Origin of the sequence: Bradyrhizobium betae, from assembly GCF_008932115.1 — a bacterium.
Lineage (GTDB): Bacteria > Pseudomonadota > Alphaproteobacteria > Rhizobiales > Xanthobacteraceae > Bradyrhizobium > Bradyrhizobium betae.
In genome coordinates this window covers 112,550-127,629 of sequence record NZ_CP044543.1, presented here as the reverse complement: position 1 = coordinate 127,629, position 15,080 = coordinate 112,550, and the positions used below count along the sequence as shown (strand labels likewise).

20 protein-coding genes are annotated in these 15,080 nt (G+C 65.4%); 9 read left to right on the top strand and 11 right to left on the bottom strand.

The genetic code is table 11. The features are described 5' to 3' along the window. Positions 1–184 precede the first annotated feature (184 nt). Entirely contained in the window at positions 185–370 is a 186-nt protein-coding gene (locus tag F8237_RS00595) for a hypothetical protein (protein ID WP_151641916.1), read from the top strand. A 6-nt stretch (positions 371–376) separates the two neighbouring features. Here the strand turns inward: F8237_RS00595 and F8237_RS00590 are convergent, their stop codons facing one another. The 3 genes from F8237_RS00590 to F8237_RS00580 form a co-directional block, all read right to left on the bottom strand. Further along, positions 377–2,488, bottom strand: coding sequence for a PAS domain-containing protein (locus tag F8237_RS00590; protein WP_151641915.1), 2,112 nt, complete (start codon positions 2,486–2,488; stop codon positions 377–379). 130 nt (positions 2,489–2,618) lie between these two features. Further along, on the bottom strand, positions 2,619–2,870 hold the full coding sequence (locus F8237_RS00585; RefSeq protein ID WP_151641914.1) for a hypothetical protein: 252 nt from the start codon (positions 2,868–2,870) through the stop codon (positions 2,619–2,621). A gap of 98 nt (positions 2,871–2,968) precedes the next feature. Continuing rightward, a complete protein-coding gene (locus tag F8237_RS00580) occupies positions 2,969–3,358 on the bottom strand; it encodes a hypothetical protein (protein WP_151641913.1) in 390 nt (129 codons plus the stop codon). A gap of 130 nt (positions 3,359–3,488) precedes the next feature. Here F8237_RS00580 and F8237_RS00575 point away from each other — a divergent pair, with 130 nt between their 5' ends. Then, positions 3,489–4,274, top strand: coding sequence for an SDR family NAD(P)-dependent oxidoreductase (locus F8237_RS00575; protein ID WP_151641912.1), 786 nt, complete (start codon positions 3,489–3,491; stop codon positions 4,272–4,274). A gap of 94 nt (positions 4,275–4,368) precedes the next feature. Here F8237_RS00575 and F8237_RS00570 read toward each other — a convergent pair whose 3' ends face one another. Both F8237_RS00570 and F8237_RS00565 read right to left on the bottom strand, forming a co-directional pair. Next, entirely contained in the window at positions 4,369–4,599 is a 231-nt protein-coding gene (locus F8237_RS00570) for a DUF6894 family protein (RefSeq protein WP_151641911.1), read from the bottom strand. Between the two features lie 389 nt (positions 4,600–4,988). After that, entirely contained in the window at positions 4,989–5,981 is a 993-nt protein-coding gene (locus F8237_RS00565; protein ID WP_151641910.1) for a hypothetical protein, read from the bottom strand. Positions 5,982–6,305: 324 nt separating this feature from the next. Between F8237_RS00565 and F8237_RS00560 the strand changes: the two genes are divergently transcribed. After that, a complete protein-coding gene (locus F8237_RS00560) occupies positions 6,306–6,902 on the top strand; it encodes a L,D-transpeptidase (RefSeq protein ID WP_167527510.1) in 597 nt (198 codons plus the stop codon). A 12-nt stretch (positions 6,903–6,914) separates the two neighbouring features. Here F8237_RS00560 and F8237_RS00555 read toward each other — a convergent pair whose 3' ends face one another. Both F8237_RS00555 and F8237_RS00550 read right to left on the bottom strand, forming a co-directional pair. After that, on the bottom strand, positions 6,915–7,358 hold the full coding sequence (locus F8237_RS00555; RefSeq protein ID WP_151641908.1) for a COG4315 family predicted lipoprotein: 444 nt from the start codon (positions 7,356–7,358) through the stop codon (positions 6,915–6,917). 121 nt (positions 7,359–7,479) lie between these two features. Continuing rightward, on the bottom strand, positions 7,480–7,944 hold the full coding sequence (locus F8237_RS00550; protein ID WP_151641907.1) for a MarR family winged helix-turn-helix transcriptional regulator: 465 nt from the start codon (positions 7,942–7,944) through the stop codon (positions 7,480–7,482). Between the two features lie 101 nt (positions 7,945–8,045). Here F8237_RS00550 and F8237_RS00545 point away from each other — a divergent pair, with 101 nt between their 5' ends. Both F8237_RS00545 and F8237_RS00540 read left to right on the top strand, forming a co-directional pair. Then, positions 8,046–9,968, top strand: a complete 1,923-nt coding sequence (locus F8237_RS00545) for an FAD-binding monooxygenase (protein ID WP_162005822.1) — start codon at positions 8,046–8,048, stop codon at positions 9,966–9,968. 109 nt (positions 9,969–10,077) lie between these two features. Next, positions 10,078–10,356, top strand: coding sequence for a hypothetical protein (locus tag F8237_RS00540; RefSeq protein WP_151641906.1), 279 nt, complete (start codon positions 10,078–10,080; stop codon positions 10,354–10,356). A gap of 5 nt (positions 10,357–10,361) precedes the next feature. Here F8237_RS00540 and F8237_RS00535 read toward each other — a convergent pair whose 3' ends face one another. Beyond that, positions 10,362–10,649 (bottom strand): DUF3551 domain-containing protein, encoded by a 288-nt coding sequence (locus F8237_RS00535; RefSeq protein ID WP_201280172.1) that lies wholly within the window; start codon positions 10,647–10,649, stop codon positions 10,362–10,364. Positions 10,650–10,761: 112 nt separating this feature from the next. Here F8237_RS00535 and F8237_RS00530 point away from each other — a divergent pair, with 112 nt between their 5' ends. Continuing rightward, entirely contained in the window at positions 10,762–10,968 is a 207-nt protein-coding gene (locus F8237_RS00530) for a hypothetical protein (protein ID WP_162006334.1), read from the top strand. Positions 10,969–10,983: 15 nt separating this feature from the next. Here the strand turns inward: F8237_RS00530 and F8237_RS00525 are convergent, their stop codons facing one another. The 3 genes from F8237_RS00525 to F8237_RS00515 all read right to left on the bottom strand — a co-directional run bounded on the left by F8237_RS00525 (position 10,984) and on the right by F8237_RS00515 (position 12,737). Continuing rightward, complete coding sequence (locus F8237_RS00525) at positions 10,984–11,553, bottom strand: TetR/AcrR family transcriptional regulator (protein ID WP_151641904.1); 570 nt, start codon at positions 11,551–11,553, stop codon at positions 10,984–10,986. After that, entirely contained in the window at positions 11,553–11,897 is a 345-nt protein-coding gene (locus tag F8237_RS00520) for a DMT family transporter (RefSeq protein WP_151641903.1), read from the bottom strand. The genes F8237_RS00525 and F8237_RS00520 overlap by 1 nt, the downstream gene beginning before the upstream one ends. 174 nt (positions 11,898–12,071) lie before the next feature. After that, positions 12,072–12,737, bottom strand: coding sequence for an O-methyltransferase (locus tag F8237_RS00515; protein ID WP_151641902.1), 666 nt, complete (start codon positions 12,735–12,737; stop codon positions 12,072–12,074). Positions 12,738–12,834: 97 nt separating this feature from the next. On the opposite strand from F8237_RS00515, the gene F8237_RS00510 reads away from it, so the two are divergent. The 3 genes from F8237_RS00510 (at position 12,835) to pdxY (ending at position 15,078) form a co-directional block, all read left to right on the top strand. After that, entirely contained in the window at positions 12,835–13,479 is a 645-nt protein-coding gene (locus F8237_RS00510) for a TetR/AcrR family transcriptional regulator (RefSeq protein WP_151650416.1), read from the top strand. 90 nt (positions 13,480–13,569) lie between these two features. After that, positions 13,570–14,211 carry an FMN-binding negative transcriptional regulator gene (locus tag F8237_RS00505; RefSeq protein WP_151641901.1) on the top strand — a complete coding sequence of 214 codons (642 nt, stop codon included), beginning with the start codon at positions 13,570–13,572 and terminating at the stop codon, positions 14,209–14,211. A 48-nt stretch (positions 14,212–14,259) separates the two neighbouring features. Further along, a complete protein-coding gene (gene pdxY / locus F8237_RS00500) occupies positions 14,260–15,078 on the top strand; it encodes a pyridoxal kinase (RefSeq protein WP_151641900.1) in 819 nt (272 codons plus the stop codon). The last annotated feature ends 2 nt before the right edge of the window (positions 15,079–15,080 follow it).

The window sequence follows — 15,080 nt, the reverse complement described above, 5'->3', positions numbered from 1 at the left end:
GGTGAGAAGGCGGTCCGCTGGGCACAGCGGGCCGCCTTTGTCTTGCGCGGGCACGGCCAGACCCGGACCGGTCCCAGGCGATGTGATCGGCGGCTGGCGGAACGCGGCCCGCAGCGAGATCGTTGTCTGGGAGCCGCGGAGCGCCGAGCCGGGCGACGCGGTTTCCTCAAGAGGGAGAGCGCCCATGATGTCCGAGGTCCAGGTCCACACCGTTGCGCGGCAAATGCTGGAACAGCATGGTTTTGGTGCGATCGCGAAGGCCGCGGAACAGGCGCAGGCCTGCGAAGGCCGCGGCGAGGCCGACGAGGCCAGGGAATGGCGTCATATCGTCGATGCCATGAAGGTCATGCGCGGGCCGCACCAGAGCTGATCGGTATCAGTTGCGCCCGGTTCCGTCCTTGATCATGTCGAGGATGCGGCTCGCCAGTGCCTCGACCACGAAGGGCTTTGTCAGCACCTGCATATCAGGGGCGAGCTGGCCATTGCCGATGATGGCGTTCTCGGCATAGCCGGTAATGAACAGCACCTTGAGTGCCGGCCGCGTCGTGCGCGCGGCGTCCGCGAGCTGGCGGCCGTTCATGCCGCCGGGCAGGCCGACATCGGTCACGAGCAGGTCGATGACCTGGTCGGACTGGAGGATGTTCAGGCCGGTCGGCCCGTCATGGGCTTCGAGGACGTTGAAGCCGATGTCTTCCAGCGCATCCGTCAGCAGCATCCGGATCGAGGGCTCGTCGTCGACGACCAGGATGGTGTGGCTCGCCTGTGGTCGTGCCGCGCTTTTGGCCGCGAGTGCGGACGGCTTGTCGGCCTCCTTGCCATAGTGCCGCGGCAGGTAGAGACACATCGTCGTGCCCTGGCCGACCTCGGAATAGATCCGGACCTGGCCTCCGGACTGGCGCACGAAGCCATAGACCATGGAGAGGCCGAGGCCGGTTCCCTGGCCGATCGGCTTCGTGGTGAAGAAGGGATCGAAGGCGCGTTCGATGACCTCGGGCGTCATGCCGGTGCCGGTATCGGTGACGCAGAGCGAGACGTATTGGCCGGGTTCGAGATCGCGCTCGCCGGCGCCATGGTCGTCGAGCCAGCGGTTGGCGGTCTCGATGGTGAGCCGGCCGCCCCCGGGCATCGCGTCGCGGGCGTTGATGCAGAGGTTGAGCAGGGCGTTCTCGAGCTGCGAGGCATCGATCAGCGTCGGCCACAAGCCGCCGGCCGTGACGACCTCCACCGCGATCTCCGGGCCGACGGTGCGGCGGACCAGCTCCTCCATGCCCATGACGAGGCGGTTGAGATCGGTCGGCCTGGGATCGAGCGTCTGCCGACGCGAGAAGGCCAACAGGCGGTGCGTCAGCGCCGCGGCGCGCTTGGCCGCGCCTTGCGCCGCCGAGACGTAGCGGTCGATCTCCTTGACGCGGCCCTGGCCGATGCGCGTCTGCAGGAGTTCGAGTGAGCCGATGATCCCGGTGAGCAGATTGTTGAAATCGTGCGCGATGCCGCCCGTCAGCTGGCCGACCGCTTCCATCTTCTGCGACTGGCGCAGTGCTTCCTCGGCCTCGCGCAGCCGCTCCTGCTCCTTCAGGCGTTCGGTGACGTCGTAGGAGAACTGGTAGGCACCGAGAAGCCGGCCTTCGCCGTCGCGCAGGCCGTTGAAGCGCATCTCGTAGAAGCGGCGGGCACGCCCGGGTTCGCCAAACCCGGCGATCTCGACGAAGGCCTCTCCGGTGAGCGCCCGCGACCAGACGGTGCGGATGGCGTCGCGATGCTCCGGTTGATCTTCAAGCAGCTCGAGCATGTTGTCACCGACCTTCGGCAAGATGCCGTAGATGCGATGAAATTCCTGGGCCGCGGCGCCGTTGATGGCCAGCCAGCGGAAGTCGGTGTCAACGACCTGGACGAAGGCATCGGTGCCCTCGACGAGGTCGGCCATCAGCTTCCGCTCGGCCAGCGCCGCGAGCACGCGCGCTTCCAGCGTTTCGTTGAGCTGCTTCAGCTCTCGCTCGGCCCGCTTGCGTGCGGTGATGTCCTGGAACAGCACTGCGACTTGCTTGCGGCTGGCGGGCTCGACCCTGAACGCGGCAAGCTCGAGGTAGCGGCCGGTCGCGACCAGCTCGCGCTCGAAGCGGATCGGCTGGCCGGTCCGCAATACGCCGCCATAGAGCTCGACCCAGCCGCCGGCCTCGCCCGGAACCATCTCACGGACCTTCTGGCCGACGACGTCAGGAATGCCGGCATGCTTGGAGTAGGCAGGATTGGCTTCGATATGAACGTAGTCGCTGAGCGGGCCATGCGGGCCGTCGAAGAACTCGATGATACAGAATCCCTCGTCGATCGAGTTGAACAGCGTCCAATAGCGCTCCTCGCGCTCGGCGAGGGCGGACTCCGCGTTCTGCCGCTCGGTGAGCTCAGCCGCTCCGAGAGCCTTGAGGCGTGCGTTTTCCTCCTCCAGCGTCCTCAGACGGCGTTGAAGGTCCTCAAACTCGATCGAATCCACAAGCGCTCGCGGTGTTGGCGTTTCCAGGGGCCGTCTCTGGCCCTGCCCAAGGTATTAGCACGGCATTCTAGCGGTCGTACGCATCGCGGCAAGCCGCCAGCGACAACGTCGATGGAACCTGCGGGTTCCCTCAGTGCTCCCCCTGATCGGCGCCCTGTGCCCCGGACTTGTGCTGGGTCTGCGGCTGGCTGCGCTCACCTGTCTCCTTGCAGGGAAGCGGCTCCCACGAGCCGTCCGGCGCCTGCTGATAGGCGCTGCAGGACGACGGCGAGGCCGACTTGTCCTCGCTCTTCGGGGCGTCGGAATTCTTCGCCAGCACGGGGACGGTCAGCGCGGCGCTGGCCACGAGCGCACCGGCGAAAACGAAATGGGCAATCCGCATGGGGGTCTCCTGTTCAAAGAGCCCGTATGCTGGCGACGAATGTGACGATTATTTGCCGCGGCGGCGGTTCCGTCGCGGCGTGCTCAACCCGATAGGAACTAGCCGCCCTTGGCGCGGATCAGACCGGCGAGGTTGGTCTTCTGGGCCTCGCACCAGCTGGGCATGCCGAGGCGGCGCTGGTTGAGATCGGTCGCCTGGGTCGCCACCGCGACCTCGGCCATCAAATCGTCGTCCTGCTTCTCGCCCATCTTGCCGCCGGTGTGCATCCAGGCAATCGCCTTGCGCACCTTCTCGGTGGTGCCGTCGGGCAGGTGCATCTGCTCCGCCTTCTGCACCAGGTCCTGGTAGACGACATCCGTGCCCGGGCATTCGACCTTGGCCGCGAAGGCCTGCAAGACCAGTGTCACATAGGTCGAGCGTGGACGGTCCTCGGCCTGGGCCGATGTGGCGATCAGCAACAGGCCTGCCATCAGGAAACCGGTGCGCATCCTTGGGTCCTCCTTCATTTTTTTGAGAGGCTAGCGTCCGGCGGGCCGCTCCGCAATGGTGCCGGGGCGCATTTGTCGCTTCGCACTGCGGTGCGCTATCGTGGCCGGCATCCTGCTCAAGGAGAGTGACATGAGCCTGTTCAGCACGCCGTTCGATCCTGCACGCGACACGGCGCTCGTCACCGGCGCCGGCAAAGGCATCGGCCGCGCGATCGCACAGGCGCTGATCGGCGAGGGCGTGCGGACCGTGTTCGCCGATGTCAATGCGGAGCGTGTGAGGGCCGCGATCAGCGCGAGCAGCAAGCCTGAATTGGCGGTGCCGTGGGTTGGCGATCTCGCGAGGCTCGAGGCGTGCGACGAGCTGCTGGTTGCCGCACATGCCGCACTGGGCGAGGTCTCGCATTTCGTGCACAGCGCATCGCCGCCGCGGCGCGAGGCCGATCACGCGCTCGCGGTCGATCGCAAGACCTGGCAGGAGATGCATGCCGTCAATCTCGATGCCGGCTTTCACCTGGCGCGCGAGATCGCAAAACGGCTGATCGCGGCAAAGCAGCCCGGCTCGTTCCTGTTTCTCACCTCGCTTCATGCGGGCACGCCGCGAAACCTGCCGCATTACTCGACGGCGAAGGCGGCAATGGCGATGCTTGTGAAGGAGCTCGCGAAGAGCTTTGGTCGTCACGGCATTCGTGTCAACGCGCTGGTGCCGGGTGCGATCGCTGCGGGCGGGTTCGTCGCGGATGCTTCGCTGGCGAAACACATTCCGCTCGGGCGTCTCGGCGCGGCCGATGATCTCGCGCCGATGGCGCTCACGGTGCTGTCGAACAATCTCTCGGCGTACGTCACCGGCGCAGCCTTCGTGATCGACGGCGGCTTGTCGCTGACGAACTGGTTCGAAGCGCCTGTGCTGGATGCGTAAAGCCCCATTCCGGTCGGAACGGGCCTCACGATTCTTGTTTTGACGCGTTTTCCTTATGCGAACCGGTGTCCACTTCGCTCGAAAACGCTATGGCCTAGCGCTGCCAGGCGGGCACGGGATCGAGCGGCGTGCGATAGACCTCGTTGTGATCGCGATCGGTGACGCGCACTGCGCAGCCCTTCTGCTGCAGCTCAGGCTTCACCTGCGACAGCTCATTGGCCAATTGAACGGCGCGATCGGAGGCGACCTCGATGTCTTCGAGGATGATTTCGCCCTGGTTCTTGAACTCTTCACCGACCACGAGATCGAAGGAATAGTAAGGCATCCGAATTTCCCGGTGTGACGACCCAAATTTCCAAAAGAAGCCCGCAACGGAAGGCTTCAGAACATGCTTGATGGTACCACTGAGTCGATGTCTATCGGGTGAACGGGCCGCGCAATCTCTGTGCTTATGGCGCAGAAATGATGTGCAACGCGCGAGCACATTAAGATTTCATTAAGCATGTCAGCGCGATCATTAGGCATGGAATTGCAGCAGAACCGGGCTCCGGGAACCGGCAGCTGCAAGAGAAGGCCGCCGGCATAGATCCCGACGGCCTTTTCTCTTGATCGATGACGATCAAACATCGCCTCCCGTAGTAACCCGGACTCGACGCGTCATGTCGACCGCGGACGTCGCGCGCGACGCCGCTGTGGCGATGCTGTCTCGTCGCTTTAGCGCAGCGGCATCGGCGGGCGCACGACAGGACCGTCGTCGTCGGCAACGGCTTGCGTCGTCGTGACGGGTGCCGCTGGCGGCGGTACGGCGGCAGCCTGCGAAGGCGGCGGCGGTGCGAGCGGCGCAGGTGAATAGGCCGGCACGTAAGTGTGCGACACCACAGGCTTCGGCTTGCGAACCGGCGGCTGTGTCGGGGCCGAAGCTCGCGGCGGCAGCGCAGACACGCGCGCACGCGGATCGATCGGCGGTCTCGCTTCGGTCACGGGCTTCGGTGCAGGCGGCTTCGCCATCTCGCGTGCCATCTGCTCCTGTCCGGCTTTCAACTCGGCGATGCTGGCCTTGAGCGCTTCGATCTGCTGCGCCATCAAGCCGATATCGCGCGTCATCGATTGCACAGACTGCGTTGGATCGGGCTGCGTCGCCGCGGGCGCGGCTGCTGCAATTTGAGCTGCGGGGGCGGCCGCCGTAGATTGATCGCCGGTTTGATCGGTCGCGGCGGCTTGCGCTGCGGCGACCGGCGCGGTCTGCGATGTCGCAGGCAGCAGCGATGCCAGGGCCGGCGTCCATTGCGCGAGCATCGGTTTGACTCTGTCGCCGTGTTGCTCCCAGGCGATGGTGGCGGCCGCGCTGCCGCCCGCGAACAGAAACGTGAGGAACGCGCCGCGCAGCCATTTGCTCGCGGCGGATCGCTTGCGCGGGCCGTGACCATCGCTCGCCGCAACGCGCACGGCGGTGTCGACGGAGGGAACGGCCGCTTGGGGCTCGGCCGCAGGACCGAACGTCGGCTCCGGATTAATTTGGGGATCCGGTGCGAATGTCGGCTCCGGACGGCTCACGATCTCCGGCGCCAGCGAAGGAGCGACGCTGACGGGACGCGAGGCCCGCACCATGTCGGGCGAAATCTGCACGGCGTCGTGCGGGTCGTTGTCCCTGACCGCGTCCTTCACGATCGCATCGACGATTTGACTGCTGTTCAGCGTCGCGAGCATCGCAGCTCCTTGCACTCTGGTCGTCCGCATTGGCGCGAGCCGATCTGTTGACGTGGCCCATCCCAAGCCCAGGGGGCACGAGTCCAGCCGGGTTTGACCAAAGCAAGGCGAGGGGATGGAGACTGTGCGACGCTTGTCCGCCGTTTGTGGTGATGGAACCCGTTCCATCCAACACGCGGAATTGTTCCGGATTGCCTTGCATTCAGCACGATTTGGGCAACATGTCGCGTTGCTGGGGGCGCTGCCAATCGCTATCGGGGGCCGGTGGTGCCAAGATCCTTATTCGCCTTGTTCCTCCTTGCCTTGCTGCCGCTCGGCGGCTGCATGCAGACGACGCTATCGCCATCGACGGATGCGAGCATGACGGCCCGCGACCGTCAGTTGCTGGCGCACGCGCCTTATGCGAAGGCCGATGTACCCGATCAATTTCTGCGTCACATCGTCGACTATCCGCGCAAGGAGCAGCCGGGCACGATCCTGGTCGATACCGATGCGCGCTATCTGTATTTCGTGCTGCCGGACGGCAAGGCGATCCGCTACGGCGTCGCGGTCGGCGAGGAGGCGATGGCCTTCTCGGGCGTCGCGCGCGTCGGTCGCCTGGCGGAATGGCCGGACTGGGTTCCGACCGCGGACATCCAGGCGCGGCTCGGGCCGTATCCGGCGCGCGTTGCCGGTGGCCCGGCCAATCCGCTGGGCGCGCGGGGCATCTATCTCTATGCCGGCAACAAGGACACGCTCTACCGCATCCACGGCACCAACCAGCCCGAATATATCGGGCAGGCGATCTCGTCCGGCTGCATCCGCATGCGCAACGAGGACGTGATCGATCTCTACGACCGGGTGAAGCTCAACTCGATGGTGGTGGTGCTGCCGCCCGGGCAGAACGCACGGGTTGAAACCGGCACCAGCTGGCGCGGGTAAGCGCTTCGCGCGCTACTCCACGGGCCGCGCGATGCGCCATTGCAGCGTCGTGGCGGTGCCGTTGACGTCGCCCGGTGCCTTGTCGGCGGGCGAGGTGTAGAGCGGGCGATAGCGGTAGGCCCACATCTTGCTGCCGTCGTCGCGGTCGATCACGGTGAAGTCGCCGACGGCCTTGGCGTCGGCTGTCGCGGGAAGCGGCAGCCAGCTTTCAGTGCACTTGCCGTTGCAGGTGGACGTCTTGCCGGTGGTGTCGCGCTCGTAATGGTACAGCGTCATGCCCTTGAGATCGACGAGCTTGGGGCCCTGCTTGGTCAGGATCACCTTTGCCGGTACGGGCGGCGATTCGGTTTTCGGCGTCGGAGGAGGAGAACCGCCGCCACCGCCGTGGCCGCCGTTTGCGAGCGCATGGCCGGCCGAAAGTGCGATGGCTGCGGCCACGATGAGACACCTGAACATCGGAAAGCTCCCGAACGGCAAAGTTAATCGCGCGTTAAGCGCAGAATGGGGCAGACCGTAGCAGCCGAAAGTTAGCTCCGCGTTTCGCGGCACTGCGACAATTGCGCACCGGAATACCGCCTCATGCCTGCGCCTCGCGCAAGGGCGCGCGGCTGAGCTCGTTGCCGGCGGCAATCACCTTGCGCAACAACCGCATCAGCTCATCGCCTTCCTTGGCGCTCAGGCCACGCAGCATGATGCGCTGGGCGGATTCCACCGCCGGCGCGATCTTGCGCAGCGTGCGTTTGCCGGCGTCGGTGATCTCCAGCTCGCGCGCGCGGCGGTCGCGGCTCGAGGCGCGGCGCTCAATGAGGCCCTTCTGCACGAGGCGATCGATCACGCCGGTGATGGTGGTGCGGTCGTAAGCGATCAGTCCCGCGAGCGTGACCTGGTCGAGCCCCGGGTTGGCCTTGATAGTCGCGAGCGCCGCGAATTGCACCGGCGTCAGGTCGAAGCCGGCTTCGCCGACCTCGGCCAGAAACACCGCCACCGCGATCTGCTGGAACCGGCGCGCGAGATGCCCGGGCATGTCGTTGTTGTCTTTCACCGAATTTTCCTCGCGGCAGGGAGGTGTGCCATTATTGACAAGTATACTGATAGTCAGTATACTGAGCAATATCGAAGAAGACGTTGACGGGAGAGGTGCGCATGCAATTCCATCTCAATGGATTTCAGCCGGGCGATCCCGAGATCGCCGATCCCGCCGACCGCATTCAGGCATCCGGCGCTGCGGGCGCCGTGCCTGAGGAGGTCGATGTCCTCATCGTCGGCTGTGGTCCTGCGGGCCTGACGCTCGCCGCGCAGCTTGCGCAATTCCCCGACATCAAGACCTGCATCGTCGAGCAGAAGCCGGACCGCCTGCTGGTCGGGCAGGCCGACGGCGTCGCCTGCCGCACCATGGAGATGTTCCACGCCTACGGCTTCAGCGAGCGCGTGCTGAAGGAGGCCTATTGGGTCAACGAGACGACGTTCTGGAAGCCCGACGAGCGGGCGCCGGAGACGATCGTCCGCAGCGGACGGGTGCAGGACGTCGAGGACGGGCTGTCCGAATTCCCGCACGTCATCCTCAATCAGGCGCGCATCCATGACGGCTTTCTCGACGTCATGCGCAAATCGCAGGCGAAGCTCGAGCCTTATTACAGCCGCCGCCTGCTCGACGTCCGGGCCGATCCGGCGGCAGGTCCCGCCGATCACGCCGTGACTGTGCGTCTCGAACGCGTCGATGCCGGAAGCGAGGGCAAGCTCGAAACGATCAGGGCGCGCTATGTGGTCGGCTGTGACGGTGCCCGCAGCACGGTGCGCAAGTCGATAGGTCGTGAGCTGCACGGCGATTCCGCCAACCATGCCTGGGGCGTGATGGACGTGCTGGCGGTGACCGATTTTCCGGACATCCGGTTCAAATCGCTGATCCAGTCGGCGAAGGACGGCAGCCTGCTCATCATTCCCCGCGAAGGCGGCTACATGGTCCGCCTCTATGTCGAGCTTGCAAAACTCGATGTCGGTGAGCGCGTTGCCAACCGCAACATCACCGCCGACAACGTGATCGCGAAGGCGCGGCTGATCCTGAAGCCGCATACGCTCGAGGTGAAGGAGATTGCGTGGTGGTCGGTCTACGAGATCGGCCAGCGCCTGACCGACAAGTTCGACGACGTGCCGGAGGCCGAGATCGCGACGCGCCTGCCGCGCATCTTCATCGCCGGCGATGCCTGCCATACCCACAGCCCGAAGGCCGGGCAGGGCATGAACGTCTCGATGCAGGACGCCTTCAACCTCGGCTGGAAGCTCGCCGCCGTGCTGCGCAAGCAGTGCGCGCCGAGCCTGCTGCATTCCTATTCGGCGGAACGTCAGGCGGTTGCGAAAGAGCTGATCGATTTCGACCGCGAATGGGCGGGGATTTTGGCGTCCGCAGCGAAAGCGGGCGGCGCCGATGCCGCCAGGACGCAGGACTATTTCGTCAGGCACGGCCGCTATACGGCTGGCACGGCGACGCATTACACGCGATCGATCCTCACGGGCGCTGCGTCCCATCAGCATCTCGCCGAAGGCTTCGTGATCGGAAAGCGCTTCCATTCCGCGCCGGTCATTCGGCTTGGCGACGCCAAGCCGGTCCATCTCGGCCATGCAGGGCAGGCGGACGGCCGCTTCCGAGTTTACGCGTTTTCGCCCGCGGAAGATCCTGCGGCTGCCGGCTTAGCCATTCGCGCCTTGTGCAATTTCCTGAGCGAAGCCCGGCAATCGCCGCTGAGGCGCTACACGCCCCTGGGCGTCGACGTCGACAGCGTGATCGACCTACGCGCTGTCTTCCAGCAGGATCATCGCGCGCTCGCCGTCGCGGCAATGCCCGTCCTGCTGCTGCCTCGCAAGGGCCGCTATGGTTTGCTCGACTACGAGAAGATGTTCTGTCCCGACTTCAAGAGCGGCCACGACGTCTTCGCCATGCGCGGGATCGATCGCAAGGCCGGCTGCATGGTCGTCGTGCGGCCGGATCAGTACGTGGGACACGTGCTGCCGCTCGATGATTTTGCCGGGCTCGCTGCCTATTTCGACGGGATCATGCTGCCTGCACGCTGAAGAAATTACAATTTAAGATAGATCGTCGCGGGCGCATTTCATCGATCGTAAGACCTCTACCGAAAGCTGCAAGCATCCACTCGGGGCAGCGGGGCACCGGAGGATGACGATGAGACAGAGCCAGGCGGAGTCGCGCCGCCAAAATGTCGCGAAGCGGTCGATGACCAAAGAGGCCAAGCAGCTGACCGGTCTGATCGCCGGGTTGCGCATATCGCTCGATGACATTCACAAGCAGCGGGCGAGCATGAAGCTCTCCGGCGCCGAGATGGGCGTGCTCGACGAACGCCGCAACAATCTGCTGCTCACCATCGCAGCCCTGGACGATCGCCTCTCGGCGGTGCAGGGGTTGATCGATCTCGGCCGCCCGCACGTCATCCGCGTGCACTGAGCAGATCACGGGCGCTCGCGGTTCCTTCGCGGCGGCGATGGACCCGGGCCCGGCTGGCGGCTTTGCATGGCATAAGGATTGGCGTAGCACTGCGCGGATTGCCCGGAGGCGGTCGCGGCGCACTGCGCGATCGACGTGAAGCTGCAATCGATGGTGCTGCCGTCGATGGTGTAGACCTCCATGCAGACGGGATAGCGCGGATCATAGGTTTGCGCATCTGCCGGCGCGGCGCCAAACAGAGCCACGCCAGGCAAGCCCGCCGCAAGCAGAATCGCATTCATGATGGGTCGCACGATCAACCTCCGGCGCTCTGTTGGCACCAAAGCACAATGCTGCCGTGGATGGCACCAAATTGCCATGCTCCCGGCGAATTGCCGCCAAAGCCCGCTGCCACGAGGGGAACGGGTGCAGGGCAACGCAAGGGGACGCGAATTGGCGTACAAGATGATCGCAGAACGCGACAATGAGAAGTGCAGCTTTGCCCGTGAGAGCCGGTTGCTCATCGTGGCGAAGGCGAAGGTGTGGGCGAGCGAGGGATGGCGGGTGGTCATCACCGACCAGGATGGCAAGGACTACGCGCCCGCCGAATTCGATCAGCTATCGGCGGCGTGACCGCGCGGCGCTTCGTTATCCGCGCCGACGGGTCTGCGCGATCAGCCGGTCGCGCACGGCGCGGAAATCCGCGCTCATGCGTGTCTGCCCCGTCGTGACATAGGACAGCCAGGCACCGTCCGCGGCGAGGCGGACAATCTGCAGATCGGGCGTGCCGTCGGTTGCGCGGTGCCGCTTCAGGCGTGCCTTCAGCCAGTCGTTCCAGAGCCGGCGGAGCGACGGATCGGTGACGACGACCATGCTCAGCGCCGCCCATGGCGTCGCAAAACCGAAGGCCTTGCCGGTGAACACCGCATTGACATAAGCGCGCGTAAAGCTGCCACGCGCCCTGGGGTCGGCTTCGATGGCGGCGTCGATCTCGGCATCGACGCGGGCGAGCAGATCGGCGAACAGGCCCTCGATCAGCGCCTGCTTGCTGCCGAAATGATGAAACAGTCCGCCCTTGGTGACACCGGCCGCCGCTGCGACAGCCTGCACCGTGACGCCGGCGACGCCGTGGTCCATGGCGATCGACGCGGCGTGGTCGAGCAGGGCGCGTCGCACCTGCTCGGGCTGCTTGGCGCGGGTGTAGGCGCTCGCCGGCATCAATGCACCGTTGTCTCCGAGAACAAGTTGATGATCACGACCCCGGATACGATCAGGGCGATCCCGACGAAGGCTGCGGCGTCCAGCATCTGGCGGAACAGCACGAAGGAGACTGTGGCGGTCAGGATGATGCCGACTCCGCCCCAGATTGCATAGGCGATGCTCAGCGGGATGACCCGGATCGCGATCGACAGCGCATAGAACGAGGCGACGTAGAACAGCACCATGGCCAGCGTCGGCCAGGGACGGGTGAACTGGGCGGATTGCTGCAAGAAGGCGGATGCCGTCACCTCGAGGACGATGGCGAGGGCGAGCGCGGCGTAGGCGTTGAAGGCGGACGTCATGGCGGACCTGGAAAAGCACGAAAGATACCGCGCGGTAGGTATGTTCAGAACGTGGCTTTTGCCAGACGCTACTATCACGCGTGCGTGACGAGCCTGCGACAGGAAGGAACTCTCGTGAAGCCGCCGTGCGATGGATCGCGCAGCGGCTCCGGAGGGGTGCGGTCCCGAGTTGCGCTAGGTGATCCGCACGGAGAGCTCGACGTCTTCAGCGAAGGGCGTGGACATGTAGCCACTTCCGGGCTTGCGGACGCGTGCGAGATAGTCGGGGCTGTCGTCGGCGTTGTCCGCGATGATGATCGCTCCCGGGTTGAGGTGGCTTTCGACCAGATCCAGGATCTCCGGGTAGAGCGCCTTGGCACCGTCGAGCAGGACGAGATCGATCGTATCGGGCAGATCAGCGCCGAGCGTCTTCAGCGCATCGCCCTCGCGGATATCGACGAGATCGAGCAGCCCGCCCGCCGAAAGATTCTCCCGCGCACGCGCCGCCTTCGACGGCTCGAACTCGGTAGTGACGAGACGCCCGCCGCCATTGTCGCGCAAGCCTGCGGCAAGATGCAGGGTCGAGATGCCGAACGAGGTGCCGAACTCGACGATCGCTGTGGCTCGGGAACTGCGGGCGAGCATGTAAAGCAGTGCTCCGGTCTCGCGGGATACCGCGAGCGGAGCGTCCTTCAGCCGCCCATAGAGGTTGCGGTAATCGGTCTTGCTCCGCATCATCCGCACCCGGTCAGCGTCGGTCACATCGGCAAAGGCAGCTCGCGTTGCGCCGCGTGATGCTTCGTCCTGGTCGAACAGGCGATCCAGCAAGGGCGCTAGCAAGGTGATCGTTGGGGTGGTCATTTTGTGTCTCCAGAGTTCGCCGCAAAGCGCGTGCTTGCGTGGGGACCGAAATACGACTATTTCGTCGCATTCGCTATTCGCGTTGCATGGGGGCGCCATGGCAGACCGCCGAAGCCGTTCAGTTTCCTCACGAAAACAGCCGCAGCAGGCTCGTTCCAGCGGCTTGGTGGCGGCCATTTTGGATGCCGCTGTTCAGGTCCTGGCGAAGGAGGGCGCACAGCGTTTCACCACGGCGCGGGTGGCCGAGCGGGCTGGGGTGAGCGTGGGATCGCTCTACCAATATTTTCCGAACAAGGCCGCGATCCTGTTCCGCCTCCAGAGCGACGAGTGGCGGCGCACGAGCGAGCTGTTGCGCGACCTTCTTGCGGACCGGGTAAAGCCGCCGCTGGAGCGGCTGCGCGCGCTTGTCCATGCGTTCATTCGGTCCGAATGCGAAGAGGCTGCGATCCGTGGCGCGCTCGATGACGCCGCGCCACTCTATCGCGATGCGCCTGAGGCGCGGGACGCGCGGTCGGCCGGCGAGGGCATCGTTGCGGCCTTCATGCGGGAGGCGCTGCCCAAAGCCTCGGATGCGACGCGAGGGCTCGCCGGCGAATTGATCAAGACGACGTTGAGCGAGGTCGGCAAGCGATTCTCGGAGAAGCCGCGCAGCGAGGTGGAGATCGTGCGTCATGCCGACGCGCTTGCCGACATGTTGTGCGCCTATCTCGGTGAGCTTGCGCGTCGTCGAGATCATTCCTGACATCTGCGTTTTCGGCCCAATATCGCTTCGGGTTTCGCCCGATGATGGGGTAGCTTCGAATCGTCCTTTATCCAGCTCGAGTGTCGCGCCATGCATGTCCTTCGCCCGCAGTTTCGCATCGAAGAGCAGCGTGCGCTGGAGTTTGCCAGGCAACGCGGCTTCGGCATGATCGTGGCGGCCGACGAGCGCGGGCCGCGCGCCTCGCATGTGCCGTTCGTGCTGGATCAACGCGACGGGCGGACGATCGTGCAGATCCATTTCACGGCGAGGAATCCGCCCGTTCCGCTCGCGGACGGCATCAGGCGCTTCCTGCTGATCGTAGCGGGCGACGATGCCTACATCTCCAACGACTGGTATTCGTCGCCCGACAACGTCTCGACCTGGCTGTACGAGGCCGTGCACCTGTCCGGGGTGGCGCATCTGCGCGAGCTCGACGACAACCGCGGCCATGGCGATGCTCTGCTCGCGGTCTCCGAGGCGCGGCTGACGAAACAGCCCTGGGACCTCGCGCAGATGGAGCCGGGCAAACGCGAGAGCATGCTGGCTGCGATCCGCGTCGTCGATCTCGTGGTGGATCAAGTCGAGGGGCAGGCCAAGCTCAATCAACACAAGAGCGATGCGGACCATATCGCGGTGGCGGGCCGTCTGGCGCAGTCGGAGGAGAGCGGACACCGGCGGCTGGCGCGGAAGATGCAGGCGCTACGGCCGGGGCTTGGATACGATCTTTTGTGATCCCGGCGACGCTTGCCTTGCACCGCGATTGACCTTACGGACCTCTGCATGCTCGTCATCTCCATTCAAAGCCAGGTGGTCCACGGCCATGTCGGCAACAGCGCGGCCGCCTATGCGATGCAGGCGGAAGGCGTGAACGTCGCGGCGGTGCCGACGACACTGCTGTCGAACCATCCGCGCTATCCGACCTTGCGCGGACGGGTGCTGGAGACAGAGCTCGTTGCCGATCTCTTGAGAGGCGTGGAGGAGCGCGATCTCGTCGACGAGGCCGCGGTGCTTGTCACCGGGTATCTCGGCTCGCCCGGCAACGCCGCGGCGATCGCCGATTTCGCCGAGCGGGCGCTGACGCGCAATTCGAAGCTGGTCTATGTCTGCGACCCCGTGATCGGCGACGACGGCCGCGTCTATGTTGCCGATGGCATTCTGGACGTGCTCCGCCACCGCCTGCTGCCGGCAGCGAATCTGATCACACCGAACCAGTTCGAGCTCGAGCTGCTCTCGGGCACCACCATCGCGGACGCGCAAGGCTTGCGCGCGGCGTGCGCGGCGCTTGCGGGCCAGCGCCGCATCGACGTCGTCGCCACCGGCTGCACGCTCGCGGACACACCAGCCGGACAGGTGGAGACGATCCTCTGCGCGGACGGGCAATTGTCGCGCTTTGCGACGCCGCGCCTGCCGATCCGTCCCTCCGGCACCGGCGACCTGCTGACCGGCCTGATCGCGGCGCATCTGGCCAAGGGCAGGGCGATGGAAGCGGCAGTGCGGCTTGCGGTCGAGACCGTCTTTGCGGTGCTGGTGCGCACGCTGGAAGCCGGCACCGCCGAGATGCGCCTGGTGCCGCTGCCGACGCCGGGGCGGCAGCCGTAACC

Excerpts from the sequence above, each read along its gene's own strand:
- F8237_RS00525 (WP_151641904.1), bottom strand. The coding sequence starts at position 11,553 with ATGCCGGCGAGCGCCTACACCCGCGCCAAGCAGCCCGAGCAGGTGCGA.
- pdxY (WP_151641900.1), top strand. The coding sequence starts at position 14,260 with ATGCTCGTCATCTCCATTCAAAGCCAGGTGGTCCACGGCCATGTCGGC.
- F8237_RS00585 (WP_151641914.1), bottom strand. The coding sequence starts at position 2,870 with ATGCGGATTGCCCATTTCGTTTTCGCCGGTGCGCTCGTGGCCAGCGCC.
- F8237_RS00595 (WP_151641916.1), top strand. The coding sequence starts at position 185 with ATGATGTCCGAGGTCCAGGTCCACACCGTTGCGCGGCAAATGCTGGAA.
- F8237_RS00540 (WP_151641906.1), top strand. The coding sequence starts at position 10,078 with ATGAGACAGAGCCAGGCGGAGTCGCGCCGCCAAAATGTCGCGAAGCGG.
- F8237_RS00555 (WP_151641908.1), bottom strand. The coding sequence starts at position 7,358 with ATGTTCAGGTGTCTCATCGTGGCCGCAGCCATCGCACTTTCGGCCGGC.
- F8237_RS00580 (WP_151641913.1), bottom strand. The coding sequence starts at position 3,358 with ATGCGCACCGGTTTCCTGATGGCAGGCCTGTTGCTGATCGCCACATCG.
- F8237_RS00565 (WP_151641910.1), bottom strand. The coding sequence starts at position 5,981 with ATGCTCGCGACGCTGAACAGCAGTCAAATCGTCGATGCGATCGTGAAG.
- F8237_RS00560 (WP_167527510.1), top strand. The coding sequence starts at position 6,306 with ATGCAGACGACGCTATCGCCATCGACGGATGCGAGCATGACGGCCCGC.
- F8237_RS00570 (WP_151641911.1), bottom strand. The coding sequence starts at position 4,599 with ATGCCTTACTATTCCTTCGATCTCGTGGTCGGTGAAGAGTTCAAGAAC.
- F8237_RS00515 (WP_151641902.1), bottom strand. The coding sequence starts at position 12,737 with ATGACCACCCCAACGATCACCTTGCTAGCGCCCTTGCTGGATCGCCTG.
- F8237_RS00575 (WP_151641912.1), top strand. The coding sequence starts at position 3,489 with ATGAGCCTGTTCAGCACGCCGTTCGATCCTGCACGCGACACGGCGCTC.
- F8237_RS00505 (WP_151641901.1), top strand. The coding sequence starts at position 13,570 with ATGCATGTCCTTCGCCCGCAGTTTCGCATCGAAGAGCAGCGTGCGCTG.
- F8237_RS00545 (WP_162005822.1), top strand. The coding sequence starts at position 8,046 with ATGCAATTCCATCTCAATGGATTTCAGCCGGGCGATCCCGAGATCGCC.
- F8237_RS00520 (WP_151641903.1), bottom strand. The coding sequence starts at position 11,897 with ATGACGTCCGCCTTCAACGCCTACGCCGCGCTCGCCCTCGCCATCGTC.
- F8237_RS00510 (WP_151650416.1), top strand. The coding sequence starts at position 12,835 with ATGGCAGACCGCCGAAGCCGTTCAGTTTCCTCACGAAAACAGCCGCAG.